The organism is Nocardia otitidiscaviarum, assembly GCF_007362295.1.
In the GTDB taxonomy this organism is placed as follows: domain Bacteria; phylum Actinomycetota; class Actinomycetes; order Mycobacteriales; family Mycobacteriaceae; genus Nocardia; species Nocardia otitidiscaviarum.
The window spans coordinates 7,176,725-7,192,163 of the sequence record NZ_CP041695.1; the positions used below are offsets into that span (position 1 = coordinate 7,176,725).

The following is a 15,439-nucleotide window of genomic DNA, read 5'->3' on the forward strand; positions in this document are numbered from 1 at the left end:
CGGTTCGCGGGGCACCGTGGCGTTCGCGGCGGGCCGCTACCCGATCGCGCGACTCAGGTGGTCGTGCCGACCCGGTCCGGTCGGGGCCGCAGCGGGCGCGGCAGCCAGGGGAACACCGGGTCCGCGGTGTGGTCGAGTACACCGCCCACCGGATCGTCCACCCCGTCGCGGCGCACCAGATCCGCTGCGGGCCGGTAGATCTGCCGAATGATCAGCACGCACAGCGCGATCACCGCGATATCGCGCAGGATCACCGTGCCCGTGAACCACTGCTCCGGCACGCCCTTGCGGTCCTCGCCGAGGTAGTAGTACATCCGCGGTACCCACACCAGCGCGTCGACGGTCATCCACGCCAACAGGATTCGCCGATGCGGCAGCGCCAACACCGCCAGCGGCACCAGCCACAGCGAGTACTGCGGACTCCACACCTTGTTGGTGAGCAGGAAGGCCGCCACCACCAGGAAGGCCAGCTGCGCCAGGCGCGGCCGCCGTGCCGCCGTCAGCGCGATCCAGGCGATGCCCGCACAGGCGGCCAGGAACAGCAGCAGCGACACCAGATTCAGGATCGACGGCGACTCACCGGATTTCAGATAGCCGTCGAATCCGGCCCAGCCGGTGAAGGAGGTGATGACGTTGTACACCGAATCCGGGTCGGCGTGCCGTTCGGTATTGAGCCGGAAGAACTCCCACCAGCCCTTCGGATACAGCACCGCGATGGGCAGGTTCACCGCCACCCAGGTACCGGCCGCGGCGGCGAGGGCGGTCAGCCCGGAACGTATGGGGCCCAGGCGGTGCCAGGACAGCGAGGTGCCGTAGCCCTCGTCCCCGAGCCGCTCGGCACGCAGGCACAGCACCAGGATCGGCCCGAGCAGCAGCAGCGGATACAGCTTGGCCGCGCCACCGAGGCCCAACAGCACTCCCGCCAGCACCGGCCGTCGCCGCGCCCAGGCCAGCAGGCCGCCGGCGGCGAAAGCCGTTGCGAGAGCGTCGAAATTGGTGAACGCGTGCACCAGCACCAGCGGTGAGCACGCCACCAGGGCGGCATCCCAGACCCGGCGACCGGCCAGCAGCGCGGTCGCCCACACCGTCACCAGCCACGCCATGGCCAGGCCCAGCGCCACCACATTGAAGTAGATGACCACCTGCAGCGCGCCCGGCAGACCCCACAGCTGGGAGGCGGCATCCCAGGTCTTGGCCACCTGCATGGACCCGTACTGGTACAGGCCCGACAGCACCGGATACTCCATGTACCGCACCTGCGGTTCGCCGTCCGGCCCGGTCTCGGTCCACTGCTTCTTGTACGGGAACGCACCCTCGTTCAGGCGCTCGGCCCCGTAGAGCGGCACCGTGTCCGAGTAGCACATGGCGATGTACTGGCGGCCGTCGTTCCAGTCCAGGCCGACCACGCCGTTGTCGTCGACGGTCTGCTGAATGCACGGGGCCTTGCTGCCCCAGCCGAGCGCCAGGAAGATCACCGCGAAGGCGAACAGCACCCGCATGGGCGTCCAGAACCGCACCCGCCCGATCAGGGCGTGATCGCCGACCGGACCACCGGTGAGGGTGCTCAGCTGGGCGACCAGGGAATCGTTGCGGCTGGGCCGGTCCCGCTCATCGGCGGAACGCAGATCCCCCGCCAGCGGCGCGGGTGCGGCATACCGCGCCGGTGTTTCGTGCATCGGCCGTCCCCCGCCCGTGTCCGCGCCGATGGGCGACGAGTGCTCGTCGGCCATCGGCGCGCGCACCAACTCCTGCTCGATCACGGCAAGAGGCTACCGGTTGTTCGGTGACCCGTAGCCGTTGCCATTGTCCGACCGCGGCGTGGGCGCTGGCGCGGTCGTCAGCGGTGAGCCGTCCGACGGCGCGACCGGCTGGCCGGGCAGCGGTCCGCCGCCGTCATCGGAGGGGCTCTGATTCTGCGGCATGTTCTGCGGAGTCTGCTGCTGCGACTGCGGATTCGGCGCCAGCCCAGGAATATTCAGGGTGAACGGTCCCACCTGCACCGGGGTCTGGGTGATGACCACCGGCGGCTCCACCGGAGCCTCGGACGACGGCGCGGTGTACGGGGCCGACCACGACGGCACACCGGCCTGGCCGCCGATGGAACCGGGCTTCGGGAACTTCACCTTGGGCTGGCCCTCGAGCGCGCCGTCCATGGTGTCCTTCCAGATATCGGACGGCAGTCCGGAACCGTAGATCATGCCGCCGCCCGCGCCGCGCAGCCGATCGCCCTGCTCGGTGCCGACCCACACCGCGGTGGACAGCTGCGGGGTGTAGCCGACCATCCACGCGTCGCGGTTCTCGCCGGTGTCGCCGAGCTGATGGGTGCCGGTCTTGGAGGCCGACACCCGGCCGCCCGCCAGGCCGTGGTTGCGCGAGTAGGCGGCGATGGGCTCCATCGCGGCGGTGACATTGTCGGCCACCGCGGCGGAGACGCGCTGCTCACCGGCCACCTCACCGCGGTCGAGCAGGACGGTGCCGTCGGAGGCGACGACCTTCTGCACGAAGTGCGGCGCGTGGTAGACGCCGGAGGCGGCCAGCGTGGCGTACGCCGAGGCCATATCCAGCACCCGCACCTGGTACTGACCCAGCACGACACCGTTGTTCGGGCCGACCCCGCCCGGCTCGGTGAGCGTTTCGCCCACGCCCGGAATGCTTTCCGGAATGCCGAGCTTGTGCGCCATATCGGCGATCTTCTGCGGGCCGTTGCCCGGCATGTCCAGCATCATGCGGTAGAAGCTGGTGTTGAGCGAGCGCTTCAACGCCTCGGCGATGGTGCACATACCGCACTGCTCGCCCTCGACATTGGTGATCTCGATGCCGTTCACGGTGACCGGGGAGCTGTCGTACAGCGTGGACAGCGGCTTGCCCATCTCGAGGTTCTGGGCCAGACCGAACACCTTGAACGCGGATCCGGCGGGCAGGCCCGCGCTGGCGAAGTCGAAGCCCGCGCCGTTCTCACCGCCGTAGTACGCGCGCACGGCGCCGGTCTGCGGATCCACCGACACCACGGCGGTGCGCAGGTTCTCCGGCTCGCCGTTCATATTCGAGGTCACCGCGTCCACGGCGGCCTGCTGCGCCTGGGGGTCGATGGTGGTGGTGATCTGCAGGCCCTCGGTGTTGAGCTGCTGTTCGCTGATGCCGGCGGCGCTCAGCTCCTCCAGCACCTTGGACTTGATCAGGCCCTCCGGGCCCTGGTCCAGGCTCTTGTCACCCAGCGAGGCGACCGGAACCACCTGCGGGTACTGCATATTCGCGCGTTCGGTGGCCGGCAGGTTACCGCTGGAGACCATGCCGTCGAGCACGTACGTCCAGCGCTGCTCGGCGGCCTTCGGATTCTTCTCCGGGTCCAGGTTGGACGGCTGCTGAATGGTCGCCGCCAGCACCGCGCCCTCGGCAACGGTCAACTCCTGCACCGGTTTTCCGAAGTACGCCTTGGCCGCCGCGTCGATGCCGTACGCGCCGCGGCCGAAATAGATGGTGTTGAGGTACGCGGTGAGAATGTCGTCCTTGGACCACTCCTGCGCCATCTTCACCGAGATGACCAGCTCGCGCATCTTGCGGGTGAGCGAGCGCTCGTTGCCGACCAGCGCGTTCTTCACGTACTGCTGCGTAATGGTGGAGCCACCGCCCGCGGTGTCCTTGCCCATCAGGTTGTCGCGCAGCGCGCGGGCGAAACCGCTGAAGGAGAAGCCCGGGTTGGTGTAGAAGTCGCGGTCCTCGGCCGCCATCACGGCATTGCGCACGTGCGGCGGGATCTGGTCGATGGTGACGTCGGTGCGGTTGCCCTCCGGCGGAACGACCTTGGACAGCACCGTACTGCCGTCATTGGCGTAGATCAGGGCGACCTGATTGTTCTTCAGATCGCCAGGACGCGGCACCGACGCGGTCGAGTACGCGATGAGGAAGACCGTGCTGGGCAGGATGATGCCCAGCGCCAGCAGCACGTAGAGGGTGCGGCGCACGATCTTCCAGGGCGAACGCTTGCGGCCCGAGCCGGGTCGGGAACCGCCGCTGCCGCCACTGCCGCCACCGGGGCGGCGCGGCGGCGGGCCGGACGGCGGCGAGTTCTGACCGCGCCGCGGCGGGGCGGCGGGCATGGCGCCGGAGTTGCGGCCGCGCTCACCCGCTGGGCGCGGGCGGGGCGCGGTGTCGGAGCGTCGCGTCGACTGATTCGAGACCGCCGCCATCGCGCCGGAGTCCACCTTCTGTGTCGGTCCGGACGCTGGATTGGGTAGCTTGCGCGTCGCGTCCGGGTTGGCCCGGCGGGCGTCGGGAGCACCCGGTCGCTGCGGCGGGGGGCCAGGTCGGCGCGGGGGCTGACCGCCCTGCGGCGGCATCGGCCCGCGGCCCGGCTGGGGTGGGCGGGGCGGCGGGTAGCCGCCGGGACCCGGCTGCGGCGCCCGTCGAGTCGGATCGGCGCCCGGCCCCGGACGACCGGCGCCCGGCGGACGCGCACCCGGCGGGGGTCCCGCGGGCCGGGGCGGCGGGTAGCCGCCCGGGCCGGGAGCGGAACCGCCACGCTGGGGGCGGCCGCGGGGCGGTCCGTCGTCATAGGGCGAATTCACAGCCTGAATCTCCAATAACTCGACTAATTGGGGTAGCTCGGGCGGTATGCCCGCGGGGCACTCGAATGTCCCTCAAAGACCTCGGTACACACGGGCTCCGCGTTTCAGCGGTCGGTGTGGCCTTTCATTCGGCGGCGGTCCGGCGGGTTCCCGCACGGCGGCGGCGGGCCGGTGTAGGGGCGTTGCCCAGCACATAGGACTGCACCAGGTGATTCCAGCTGCACGTCCGGCACACCTCGACGACGTGCACCGAGAATTCCTCGCGGCTCTCGGCCATCCGGACCAGTTCCTCCGGGGTGCGGGCCGAACCCGCGACCGGCCCCAGCCCGTCGCCGAACACCCACGATACGAGAGTGAGCTGCTCTTTCCGGCAGATCGGGCATGTGACCTCGCTCCCGCGCCCGTGAAACTTCGCCGCACGCAACAGGTACGGATTCGCATCACACACTTCGGCGACACCGACGCGCCCCGCGTAGACGTCGGCCAGCAGCGACCGGCGCCGGAGCGCATAGTCCACTACCTGCCGCTGTATTCGCACGGCACCAGAGTACTTGCTCCAACCCACACCCCGCCGGGCCGATCTGAGACTCTCCCCACTCCCCGAATGGGGCACGGAAGCGTTCTCCTCGCATGCGATGTATCGCTCCGATATAGTTTGAAATCGCATCCATCGGTTAGGTCTGAAGAGAACAGTCAGGAGGGGGTGAGGCCCGGTGCTCGAGTTGGCAATCCTCGGGCTGCTCCTCGAATCGCCCATGCACGGCTACGAGCTGCGCAAGCGATTGACCGGTCTGCTGGGTCCGTTCCGGGCCTTCTCCTACGGGTCGCTGTATCCGACCCTGCGGCGTATGCAGGCCGACGGTCTCATCGCGGAGCAGAGTCCCCAGGGGCTCGCCACGCGACGGGCCCGCAGGGTTTACAACCTGACCGAGACCGGCCGGGAGCGGTTCAGCGAACTGCTGGCCGATACCGGTCCGCAGAACTACACCGACGACGGCTTCGGCGTTCATCTCGCCTTCTTCAGCCGCACTCCCGCGGAAGCGAGAATGCGAATTCTGGAGGGGCGGCGCAGGCAAGTCGAGGAGCGCCGAGAGGGACTGCGGGAGGCGATCAAGCGTGCCAGTGGGCAGCTCGACCGCTATACCCGCCAGCTCCATCAACTCGGTCTCGAATCAAGCGAGCGCGAAGTGCGCTGGCTCAACGAGTTGATCGCCGCGGAGCAATCGACCAAGGCGGCACCACAGAAAGAGGGAAATATCGGCCATGACTGACATCAATACGGCTGGGGGCGCCACCGAAGTTCGCGTGGCCATCGTAGGTGTGGGTAACTGCGCGTCCTCCCTGGTACAGGGTGTGCAGTACTACAAGGACGCGGACGAGTCGTCGACCGTTCCGGGTCTCATGCACGTCAAGTTCGGCCCCTATCACATCCGCGACGTGAAGTTCGTCGCCGCGTTCGACGTCGACGCCAAGAAGGTCGGCTTCGACCTGTCCGACGCGATCTTCGCGAGCGAGAACAACACCATCAAGATCTCCGATGTGCCGCCGACCGGTGTCTCCGTGCAGCGCGGCCCGACCCTGGACGGCATCGGCAAGTACTACGCCCAGACCATCGAGCTCTCCGAGGCCGATCCGGTCGACGTCGTCAAGGCCCTGAAGGACGCCGAGGTCGACGTGCTGGTGTCCTACCTGCCGGTGGGCTCCGAGGAAGCCGACAAGTTCTACGCGCAGTGCGCCATCGACGCGAACGTGGCCTTCGTCAACGCGCTGCCGGTCTTCATCGCCTCCGATCCGGTGTGGGCGCAGAAGTTCACCGACGCGGGCGTCCCGATCGTCGGCGACGACATCAAGTCGCAGGTCGGCGCGACCATCACCCACCGCGTGATGGCCAAGCTGTTCGAGGACCGCGGCGTGCAGCTCGACCGCACCATGCAGCTGAACGTCGGCGGCAACATGGACTTCAAGAACATGCTCGAGCGCGAGCGCCTGGAGTCCAAGAAGATCTCCAAGACCCAGGCTGTCACCAGCAACCTGAAGAAGGAGATGGGCGCCAACGACGTGCACATCGGCCCGTCGGACCACGTGGGCTGGCTGGACGACCGCAAGTGGGCGTACGTGCGCCTGGAGGGCCGCGCCTTCGGTGACGTGCCGCTGAACCTGGAGTACAAGCTCGAGGTGTGGGATTCGCCGAACTCGGCGGGCATCATCATCGACGCCGTGCGGGCCGCCAAGATCGCCAAGGACCGCGGCATCGGCGGACCGGTCATCCCGGCCTCCGCCTACCTGATGAAGTCCCCGCCGCAGCAGCTGGCCGACGATGTCGCCCGCGCGCAGCTGGAGGCGTTCATCATCGACGCGGACTAGCGACGGCGCGCATTCCGTGGCTGAACGAAGCCCCGGTTGGATCCATCCGACCGGGGCTTCGGCTCGTCCGGCCCGGCAATCCGATCGCGGGGCCGAACTCAGTGCTCGATGCGACGTCTCCCTCAGTCGAGGGAGACGTAGACCTCCACCGAGGCGGGGCCGGTGTAGCGCTCGATCTCCGCGGTGTGCGAGCGCGTGATCTTGCCCGCGCTCTCCGCCTTGGCGACCTTGGCCCAGGCGGTGCGGAGCAGATCGTACGGCTTGTCGGTCACCACGAACTTGGCGTAGCGGCCGGGTGGGATGCGGGTCAGCACATCGCCGATGTCGAGCTGGTCGAGATCGGTGAGTTCGTAACCCAGCACCGCCACGGCGTGATCGTTCTGTCCGATATAGGCGGCCACGCGGTCGGCGCGCTTCTCCCGGGACAGATAGCGGTCCCAGGTGAAGTTCACCAGATCGAGGTCGCGCGCGGTGACCTCGCGTCCGGCCAGCGGCACCGTCAGCCCGCCGATGAGTGCCTCGTCCAGGGTGACGATTTCGAAGTCCACGGTCATCCCCCTACGCCTTGTCCCGGCCGTCGGCCGAGTTCGGATCGAGCGCCACGAACACCTCCACGGTGTGCATATCCGGGTAATGCTCGAAATCCCCGGTGTACGCGCGGTTGATGACGCCGCTGGCCTCCAGGTCCCACACCGCCCGCCAGATCGACACGATGGTGTCGCCCAGGTTGTCCCCGCTGCGGGTGAACCGCGCGAAGACTCCGGCCGGGATGCGCGCCAGCACGTCGCCCGACTCCAGATCGGCGAGGCTCTCGCAGCGGTAGCCGACGATATGGGTCAGATACGAACCGATCTCGGGCGCGTGGTCGACATACGCGGTGGCCGGAGGTCCGGGCAGGTTGCGGGAGAGGTTGCGCTTCCACGCCTCCTCGACCTTCGCGCGGCGCGGTCCCTCGACCGCGAGCGCCGGACTGCGTAGCACCGTTCCGGCTACCAGCGTTTCGTGGCGTTCAACGACATTGAATTCCACCGGCGTCGCCCCTATGTCTCGTGCTGTATCCCACCCGCGTCTACTCCACCCGCATCCTGCCACCGCCCGTTCCGGCGGCTGGCACCGGTGGCGGTTTCCACCATATCGGGGGGTTGGTCCGAATGGGTCCGCTAACCGTTTTCCATGATCAACACCAAGTCCGTGTCAGCCGGGTACCGGGATGCTGAGGCCGGGAAATATCTCGACCTGCCGCGGTGGCGGCGCGGGCGGGATGATCACGACAGGTGCCTGTTGTGCGCCCTGCTGCGGATCGAGTATGTCGAATCCGCTCGACCCTGACGAGTCCTCTGGGGGCACCGGATTCGGAAATTGTTCCACCGGTGTACCGACCAGCGCCCCGTCCATGGTCTGCTTCCAGATATCCGCGGGCAGTCCGGACCCGTAGACGGCCGCACCCCCCGCCGTTCGAATGGGTTGGGATTGTTCGGTTCCCACCCACACCGCGGTGGACAGCGACGGGGTGAAGCCGACCATCCAGGCATCCTTGTTCTGTCCGGTCTCCCCCAACTGCGTGGTGCCGGTCTTGGCCGCCGACGGCCGTCCCCCGGCGAGGGCGTGGCCATTGGAATAGGCGGCGATGGGCAGCATGGCCTGGGCGGTGGTGTCGGCCACGGTGGCCTGGAAACGCTGCTGCGGCGGCGCCGCGCCGTCCTCGCGGTCCAGTAGCACCCGGCCGTCACCGGTGAGCACCCGCTGCACGAAATAGGGTTTGCGATAGGCGCCGTGCGCCGCGATCGTCGCGTACGCCGACGCCATGTCGATGGGCCGTACCGAATACGCGCCGAGCACGATGGCGGGCAGCGGCGGACCGCCGTTCTCCGACAGGGTCTTACCGGGCACCCCGGGAATCTCCTCCGGAATACCGGCCTGGTGCGCGGCGTCGGCAATGGCCTTCGGCCCCGCGAACAGCGCCTGCGACAGCCGGTAGAAACTGGTGTTGAGGGAGCGTTTGAACGCCTCGGCCATCGAACAGGTACCGCAGCTCTCATTGCCGACGTTGTGGATCTTCTCCCCGTTCACGGTGAGCGGCGAGCTGTCGATCTTGTAGCCCAGTGTGATGCCCTGCTCCAGCGCCGCCAGCACCGCGAAAGTCTTGAAGGCCGAACCGGTTTGCAGCGGGGCCTGCGCGAAGTCGAAGCCGATCCCGTCCGCGCCGCCGTAGTAGGCGCGCACCGCACCGCTGCGCGGATCGATGGAGACCACCGCGGTGCGCAGTTCCGCGGGCTGTCCGCCGAGCACATCCCCGACCGCCGCCAGCGCCGCCTGCTGGGCTCGGGCGTCGATGGTCGTGACGATCTGCAGCGCACCGGTATTGAGTTCGTGCTCGCTGATCCCGGAGGCGCGCAGTTCGCGCAGCACCTGGGCGCGAATGAGGCCCTCCGGCCCGCGCGCGGCATTGGCGTCCGCCAGCTGGGTGACGGGCACGATCTCCGGGAATTGCACGGTGGCCCGCTCGGCCTGCGACAGCGCCCCCATCTCCACCATGCCGTCCAGCACATAGGCCCAGCGGTACCTCAGATCGTCGAGGTGGGTTTCCGGATCCAGGATCGACGGGGTGCGTACCAGCGCGGCCAGCACCGCGCTCTCGGCGAGGGTGAGTTCGGGGACCGGCTTCTCGAAGTACGCCTTGGCGGCGGAGGCGATTCCGTACGCGCCGCGCCCGTAATAGATGGTGTTCAGATAGGCGGCGAGAATATCGTCCTTGGTCCATTGCCGGGCCATCTTGGCGGAGATGATGAGTTCGCGCATCTTGCGGTTCATCGTCCGCTCGGACGTCAGGAAGGCGTTCTTCACGTACTGCTGGGTAATCGTCGAGCCACCGCCCGCGTCCTCGCGTCCGGTGAAATTGTCACGTGCGGCGCGCACGAAGGCCGACAGCGAATAGCCCGGATTGGTGTAGAAATCGCGATCCTCGGCCGAGAGCATGGCCAGGCGCATGTGCTCGGGCACGTCGGCGAGCGGGATCGGCAGTCGATTGCCCTCCGGCGGAACCACCTTCGCGATGACCGACGTGCCGTCGGCGGCGAGGATGGTGGCGATCTGATTGGTCTGCACCGCGTTCGGATCGGGGATCTCGGCGCTCCAGTACGCCAGCCCGAACAGCAGCGCCGGCACCGCTACGAAGATCATGAACAGCGCCAGCAGCACCCGCCGGATCCGCTGCCCGCGCGTGCGGCGCGGTCGCCGCGTCCCGCCCTCGCCCGGTGCGGGCCGGGCGCGCCGCCGCGGCCGCGAACTCCGATGCTGCGCCTGCCGTCGCGAGGTGACGCTCGCCAGTTCGTTCCACCCAGCCATGCTGGAATACGGCGGCGGCTCCGGATTGCGGCCGCGCGGACGGAACGAGCTCACGAGCATCTCCTTCCGGAGCGTCGACAAAGCCTGCGTACGGGAGAAGCGCCGCGGCCCAGCGTGCGGCGCGACCCATGCTAGTGGACGCGACCCGGATCCGGGCTCAGCTCTTGACACCGCCCGCGGTGAGACCGGAGATGATGCGGCGCTGGAACAGCAGCACCATGATCACCAGCGGAATGGTGACGATGGTGCCCGCCGCCATGATGGCGGCGTACGGCTGGACCTGCGGATCGTTACCGGAGAACCGGGCCACCGCGACGGTCACCGGCTCGGTCTTGTCCGAGGAGAGCAGCCGCGCCAGCAGGTACTCGTTGACCGCGGCGATGAAAGCCAGGATGGCCGTGGTGAATACGGCCGGTGCGGCCAGCGGCAGCATGATCAGGCGGAACGCCTGGAAGCGCGACGCGCCGTCGATGCGGGCGGCCTCCTCCAGCTCCCAGGGCAGATCACTGAAGAACGACGCCAGGATGTACACGGTCATGGGCAGCACGAACGAGATGTTCGGGATGATCATGGCCTGGTACTGCCCGATCCACCCGATATCGGTGAACAGCTGGAACAGCGGCGTCACCAGCACCACCACCGGGAACATGGACGCCGACAGGATCAGTCCCGCCACCAGGTACTTGCCCTTGAACGCCAGCCGCGCCAGCGCGTACGCCGCCATGACGCCGACGATCAGCGCGATGACCGTGGTGATCGACCCGATGATGACGCTGTTGACCAGCGCTCGCCCGAAGTCGTTGCCGCGGCTGGTGTCGAAGGCGTTGCGGAAGTTCTCGAACGTCACATGGGTGGGCCACGGGGTGTTGTCGAAGGTGTAGGCCGGATCGCGCAATGCCGTGACGACCATCCAGTAGAACGGCCCCAGCCCCCAGATCAGGATGATCAGCGCGCCGAGATACACCCGACCGTTGGTGAGTCGCTTGACCCACGGCGTCGTCTGCCGCACCCGCGGCGCAGCGGTGGTCGTCGTCATCAGTGCGCCTCCCGCTGCTCTTCCTGAGTGCGAACCGCATTGGCCCCCAGGAACTTCACCAGCACGAACGCCACCGCGAATATCAACAGGAAGGTGATCATCGACAGCGCCGCCGCGCTATTGGGTCCCTGCCGCACCTGATCCACCACCAGCATGGAGATGGTGCGGGTATTGGGGTTGTTCATGGTCATGATGGCGGGCAGGTCGTACATGCGCAGCGCGTCCATGGTGCGGAACAGGATCGCCACCATGAGTGCGGGCTTGAGCAGCGGCAGCGTGATGTGCACGAACCGCTGCCACGCCGAGGCGCCGTCCACGCGGGCCGCCTCGTACACCCCGTCCGGAATCACCTGGAGTCCGGCCAGGATGAGCAGCGCCATGAACGGCGCGGTCTTCCACACGTCGGCCGCGATGACAGCGAACCGGGAGGGCCATTCCTCGGCGGTCCACAGGATGCTGGTGCCCAGCACCCGGTTGACCACGCCGTCGTACTGGAACATGAACTCCCACAGCCGCGCGGTGACGGCGGTGGGGATGGCCCATGGAATGAGCACCGCCGCGCGCAGCAGGCCGCGCCCGGCGAAGGTCTTGCCCATGATCATGGCCATGCCGAGGCCGACCAGCACCTCCAAGCTCACGGTGACCACGGTGAAGAACAGCGTGACGCCGATGGCCAGCCAGAACGCCGAACCCAGGTTGCCGGTGGGGCAGGAGACGGTATTGCCGAGCGAATCACGGCACTGCTGGAGCAGCCAGTGCGTGTAGTTCTCCAGCCCGGCGCTGCCGCCCTCGACGAACATGCCGGTGGACGGGTCCAGGCCGGAGTCCTTCTGGAAGGACATGATCACGGCCTGGACCACCGGGTAGCCGATCACCACGGCGAGGGCGATGAGCACCGGTGCGACGAACAGCCAGGGCTTGCCCGATCCGGCGAAGAGGTTACGGCTGGGCCGCTTCTTCGCCGGGCCGGTGCCGGAATCGCCACGGGCGGGCGCCGCGAGGTCGGTCGCTCCCGAAGGATGTGACACCGTATTTCTCTCCTACGGGACTGACACGGTTTTTCACGGGGACGGCTCGAGCACCGCCGAATCGGTTACGACCCGGCGGTCTCGATGCCCTGCTGCATCCCCGTGATCGCCTCGTCGACGGTCTTGCGTCCCTCGAGGGCAGCATAAGCGTTGTCCTGCACGGCCTTCGAGACGGCCGGGTAGAACGGCGTCACCGGCCGCGGCACCGCCGAGGCGATGGACTCCTTGAGCGCGGGCAGGTACGGCATCTTGGCGATGAGCGCCGGATCGTCGTACATGGAGGCCCGCACCGACGGCAGTGCGCCGGAGGCGACGATGTGCTGGGCGTCCTCGCTGATCAGGAAGCGCAGGAAGTCCAGCGCGGTGGCCTTGTTCTTGGAGTAGGCGCTGATGGCGGCGTTGTAGCCACCCAGGGTGGAGGCGCCGACGCCGTCCTTGCCGGGCAGCGGGGCCACGCCGTACTTGCCGACCACCGCGGAGCCCTCGCCGCCGGCGATGCCGTAGAACGACGGCCAGGTGCGCAGGAACATCAGGTTGCCCTGGGCGAACGCGTTCTGCGACTCGGTCTCGGTGAAGGAGATGGCCTCCTTCGGGATGTCACCGTTCTTGTAGGCGTCCACCAGCACCGACAGACCGGCGCGCGACTCCGGGCTGTCGACGGTCGGGGTCTTGCCGTCCGGGCCGACGAAGGTGCCGCCGTAGGCGTTGATCACCTCGGCGGTGTTCACGGTCAGACCCTCGTAGGGCGCGAGCTGACCGGCGTAGCAGCCGATATTGTTCTCCCGCGCGACCGGGCACATGGACAGCATCTCCGACCAGGTCTTGGGCGGGTTCGGCACCAGGTCGGTGCGGTAGAACAGCAGGCCGCCATTGGTATTGCGCGGCGCGGCGTACAGGGTGCCGTTGTAGGTGGCGCTCGCGACCGGCGGGGACAGCAGCGTCGAGGTGTCGATGGCGAAGGAGTCCTGCAGCGGCTGGATCCAGCCCTTGGCGGCGAACTCGGCGGTCCACGGCACGTCCAGGGCGACCACGTCGTAGTCGGCGGACTTGGCCTGCAGATGCTGCTTGAGGTCGTCGTACTGCTGGGAGGCGTCGTTCGACTGCTCCTTGAACGTCACCTGCTCGTCCGGGTGCGCGGCGTTCCAGCGGTCGATGAGCTGCTTGACCGCACCGGTCTCGGTGGTGTCCTTGCCCTCGACGTAGGTGATCGGTCCGCGCCCGGTGAGGTTCTCCGAGGCGGCATCGTTTCCGCTGTCGCTCGAGCAGCCGGTGGCGAATGTCGCCGTCAGCAACGCCGCACCCGCGGCCGCCAGCGCGGCTCGTGGCACGAGCGACTTACGTAGGGACGACACCTTCTTCAAAGCCATCGCTGTAACTCCAGGGGTTCGAGACGTGAGCGGCGGCACACTCAGCCGTTTGCACAAGGGAAGATACATGGTCGGGTGGTCTCGCGCCGGAACTACCTCAGGCATCGGGCCGCCGATCGTCGTCGGTACCGCCAGCTAGGCTTGGGTCGATGTCATCTCAGGACCGGATGTTGACGCGGATCGGGGGTTTGCTCCGCCAGGCGGAGTCCACCGAGAACGAGCACGAGGCGGAAGCCTTCATGGCGGCCGCGCAGCGACTGGCGACCCGCTCGTCGATCGACCTGGCGGTGGCGCGCTCGCATGTGGCGAGTCGGGAGCGCCGACCGACGCCGGTGCAGCGGGTGATCCCGATCGGTGAGCCCGGCAAGCGGGGACTGCGCACCTACGTACAGCTTTTCGTGGCCATCGCCGCCGCCAACGACGTGCGCTGCGATGTGGCCCGCACCTCCACCCAGGTGTACGCCTACGGTTTCGACGGCGATATCGACACCTGCGAGGCGCTGTACGCGAGTCTGCTCATCCAGATGGTGCGAGCGTCGGACCAGTACATCAAGTCGGGGGCGTACAAGTCCGGGACGGTCGAGAAGGTGGTCACCGAGAAGCGTTTCGGGCGCACGGTGCGCACCCGGGTGCGGGCCCCGGTGGCGGCGGTGACCGCGCGGCTCAACTTCCAGATGGCCTTCGCCGCCCGTATCGGCCGCCGCCTCGCCGAGGTGAAGTCCGAGGTGGAGACCGAGGCGGTGCGCACCGACGGGGCGGGGGGCAACGCCGGAAATGGCGGCGCGGCGGGCGGCAGTGCGGCCGGTGACGGCGCGGGAAGTGCCGCCGCCGGGACCGCCAATGGCACCGCACTCGCCCTGCGCGACAAGGAGATCGCCCTGACGGACTTCTACCGGCAGACCTCCGAGGCGCGCGGCACCTGGCGCGGACCGGAAGCGTCGGCGGGATATTCGTCGGCCGCGCGGCGGGCGGGGGACCGCGCCGGACGGGCCGCGCGTCTGGGCACCGCACCCGAACTGGGCGCGGCCCGGGGCGAACTGCCCGGCGGCGGATCGTGACCCGCGATTCCCAACGCGGCCGGGTCTACGACGCGGAGGCACTGGTGCGCGGAATCTTCGAACGGGCCGACGAATTCGGCGCGCGCACGGTGGAGGTGCACGGGTCGCAGCTGACTCTGCCCGTGGAGCGGAAATTCGCCTCGGTCGAATCGGTGCAGGATTACGCGGACCGGGTGCTGGCCCTGAACTGGGTGCGCGCACGTTGGCCGCGCGCCGCCACACCGGTCACCGTGCGGGCACGCGCCGGCTCCAAGGCGGCGCACTACGAGGTGGCCGGGGCCGTGCTGGCCGTCCCCCTGCACGCCAACGGAAGTGCCTGGGCGCTCCGCGAATTGGTGATCCTGCACGAACTCGCCCACCATCTCGAGGCCGATTCGGAGAAATGCGCGCCGCACGGACCCGAATTCTGTGACCGCTATCTGGAATTGATCGACGGCGTGATCGGACCGGAGGCCGCATTGCTCATGCGCACCACCATGCTCGGCTGCGGTGTACGTCTCTGAGGGGTTGCCAGCCGTCGACACGGCTGTCATGATCGAAAGATGATCTCCTACTCTCGAAAGGCGTACGACGCCTTCGAGCGGTGACCCCGCTCGAGTCCCCGCGGATGTCCAATTCCCGCGGGATTCACCTGGTAGAGCGTGTCGAGGCCGCATTCCGATTACGGGACGAATGG

General features: G+C 68.2%; 13 protein-coding genes. 4 read left to right on the forward strand and 9 right to left on the reverse strand.

What is annotated here, in order from left to right; all coding sequences use genetic code 11:
• Positions 1-53: 53 nt before the first annotated feature.
• From FOH10_RS32325 to FOH10_RS32335, 3 genes are all read right to left on the reverse strand, one after another.
• Entirely contained in the window at positions 54-1,676 is a 1,623-nt protein-coding gene (locus tag FOH10_RS32325) for a glycosyltransferase family 87 protein (RefSeq protein ID WP_244962147.1), read from the reverse strand.
• Positions 1,677-1,769: 93 nt separating this feature from the next.
• Positions 1,770-4,097 carry a transglycosylase domain-containing protein gene (locus FOH10_RS32330; protein WP_244962148.1) on the reverse strand — a complete coding sequence of 776 codons (2,328 nt, stop codon included), beginning with the start codon at positions 4,095-4,097 and terminating at the stop codon, positions 1,770-1,772.
• Positions 4,098-4,689: 592 nt separating this feature from the next.
• A complete protein-coding gene (locus FOH10_RS32335) occupies positions 4,690-5,082 on the reverse strand; it encodes a DUF5318 family protein (RefSeq protein WP_029930222.1) in 393 nt (130 codons plus the stop codon).
• A 196-nt stretch (positions 5,083-5,278) separates the two neighbouring features.
• Between FOH10_RS32335 and FOH10_RS32340 the strand changes: the two genes are divergently transcribed.
• Positions 5,279-5,836: a PadR family transcriptional regulator gene (locus FOH10_RS32340; protein WP_029930357.1), complete on the forward strand. Its 558-nt coding sequence runs from the start codon at positions 5,279-5,281 to the stop codon at positions 5,834-5,836.
• Positions 5,829-6,929 carry an inositol-3-phosphate synthase gene (locus tag FOH10_RS32345; RefSeq protein WP_029930356.1) on the forward strand — a complete coding sequence of 367 codons (1,101 nt, stop codon included), beginning with the start codon at positions 5,829-5,831 and terminating at the stop codon, positions 6,927-6,929. Before FOH10_RS32340 ends, FOH10_RS32345 begins: the two co-directional genes overlap by 8 nt.
• Positions 6,930-7,051: 122 nt before the next feature.
• Here FOH10_RS32345 and FOH10_RS32350 read toward each other — a convergent pair whose 3' ends face one another.
• From FOH10_RS32350 to FOH10_RS32375, 6 genes are all read right to left on the reverse strand, one after another.
• Positions 7,052-7,483: a GyrI-like domain-containing protein gene (locus FOH10_RS32350; RefSeq protein WP_228808764.1), complete on the reverse strand. Its 432-nt coding sequence runs from the start codon at positions 7,481-7,483 to the stop codon at positions 7,052-7,054.
• 4 nt (positions 7,484-7,487) lie between these two features.
• Positions 7,488-7,958 carry a GyrI-like domain-containing protein gene (locus FOH10_RS32355; RefSeq protein WP_029930354.1) on the reverse strand — a complete coding sequence of 157 codons (471 nt, stop codon included), beginning with the start codon at positions 7,956-7,958 and terminating at the stop codon, positions 7,488-7,490.
• Between the two features lie 165 nt (positions 7,959-8,123).
• Positions 8,124-10,334, reverse strand: coding sequence for a transglycosylase domain-containing protein (locus FOH10_RS32360; RefSeq protein WP_143983481.1), 2,211 nt, complete (start codon positions 10,332-10,334; stop codon positions 8,124-8,126).
• Between the two features lie 97 nt (positions 10,335-10,431).
• Positions 10,432-11,310, reverse strand: coding sequence for a carbohydrate ABC transporter permease (locus FOH10_RS32365; protein ID WP_081592815.1), 879 nt, complete (start codon positions 11,308-11,310; stop codon positions 10,432-10,434).
• Entirely contained in the window at positions 11,310-12,338 is a 1,029-nt protein-coding gene (locus tag FOH10_RS32370) for a carbohydrate ABC transporter permease (protein ID WP_143983482.1), read from the reverse strand. Before FOH10_RS32370 ends, FOH10_RS32365 begins: the two co-directional genes overlap by 1 nt.
• A 65-nt stretch (positions 12,339-12,403) precedes the next feature.
• The gene (locus FOH10_RS32375) at positions 12,404-13,705 is read right to left on the reverse strand and encodes an ABC transporter substrate-binding protein (RefSeq protein ID WP_039818170.1); all 1,302 of its coding nucleotides are present in this window, start codon (positions 13,703-13,705) and stop codon (positions 12,404-12,406) included.
• Between the two features lie 149 nt (positions 13,706-13,854).
• On the opposite strand from FOH10_RS32375, the gene FOH10_RS32380 reads away from it, so the two are divergent.
• Together FOH10_RS32380 and FOH10_RS32385 are read left to right on the forward strand one after the other, a co-directional pair.
• Positions 13,855-14,763 (forward strand): DUF2786 domain-containing protein, encoded by a 909-nt coding sequence (locus FOH10_RS32380; protein WP_244961468.1) that lies wholly within the window; start codon positions 13,855-13,857, stop codon positions 14,761-14,763.
• Positions 14,757-15,266: a TIGR04338 family metallohydrolase gene (locus FOH10_RS32385; protein ID WP_143983483.1), complete on the forward strand. Its 510-nt coding sequence runs from the start codon at positions 14,757-14,759 to the stop codon at positions 15,264-15,266. Before FOH10_RS32380 ends, FOH10_RS32385 begins: the two co-directional genes overlap by 7 nt.
• Positions 15,267-15,439: the final 173 nt, after the last annotated feature.

Coding starts and splice junctions, on each gene's coding strand:
- FOH10_RS32375 (WP_039818170.1), bottom strand. CDS start 13,705: ATGGCTTTGAAGAAGGTGTCGTCCCTACGTAAGTCGCTCGTGCCACGA.
- FOH10_RS32380 (WP_244961468.1), top strand. CDS start 13,855: ATGTCATCTCAGGACCGGATGTTGACGCGGATCGGGGGTTTGCTCCGC.
- FOH10_RS32330 (WP_244962148.1), bottom strand. CDS start 4,097: ATGCCCGCCGCCCCGCCGCGGCGCGGTCAGAACTCGCCGCCGTCCGGC.
- FOH10_RS32365 (WP_081592815.1), bottom strand. CDS start 11,310: ATGACGACGACCACCGCTGCGCCGCGGGTGCGGCAGACGACGCCGTGG.
- FOH10_RS32350 (WP_228808764.1), bottom strand. CDS start 7,483: ATGACCGTGGACTTCGAAATCGTCACCCTGGACGAGGCACTCATCGGC.
- FOH10_RS32345 (WP_029930356.1), top strand. CDS start 5,829: ATGACTGACATCAATACGGCTGGGGGCGCCACCGAAGTTCGCGTGGCC.
- FOH10_RS32360 (WP_143983481.1), bottom strand. CDS start 10,334: ATGCTCGTGAGCTCGTTCCGTCCGCGCGGCCGCAATCCGGAGCCGCCG.
- FOH10_RS32325 (WP_244962147.1), bottom strand. CDS start 1,676: ATGCACGAAACACCGGCGCGGTATGCCGCACCCGCGCCGCTGGCGGGG.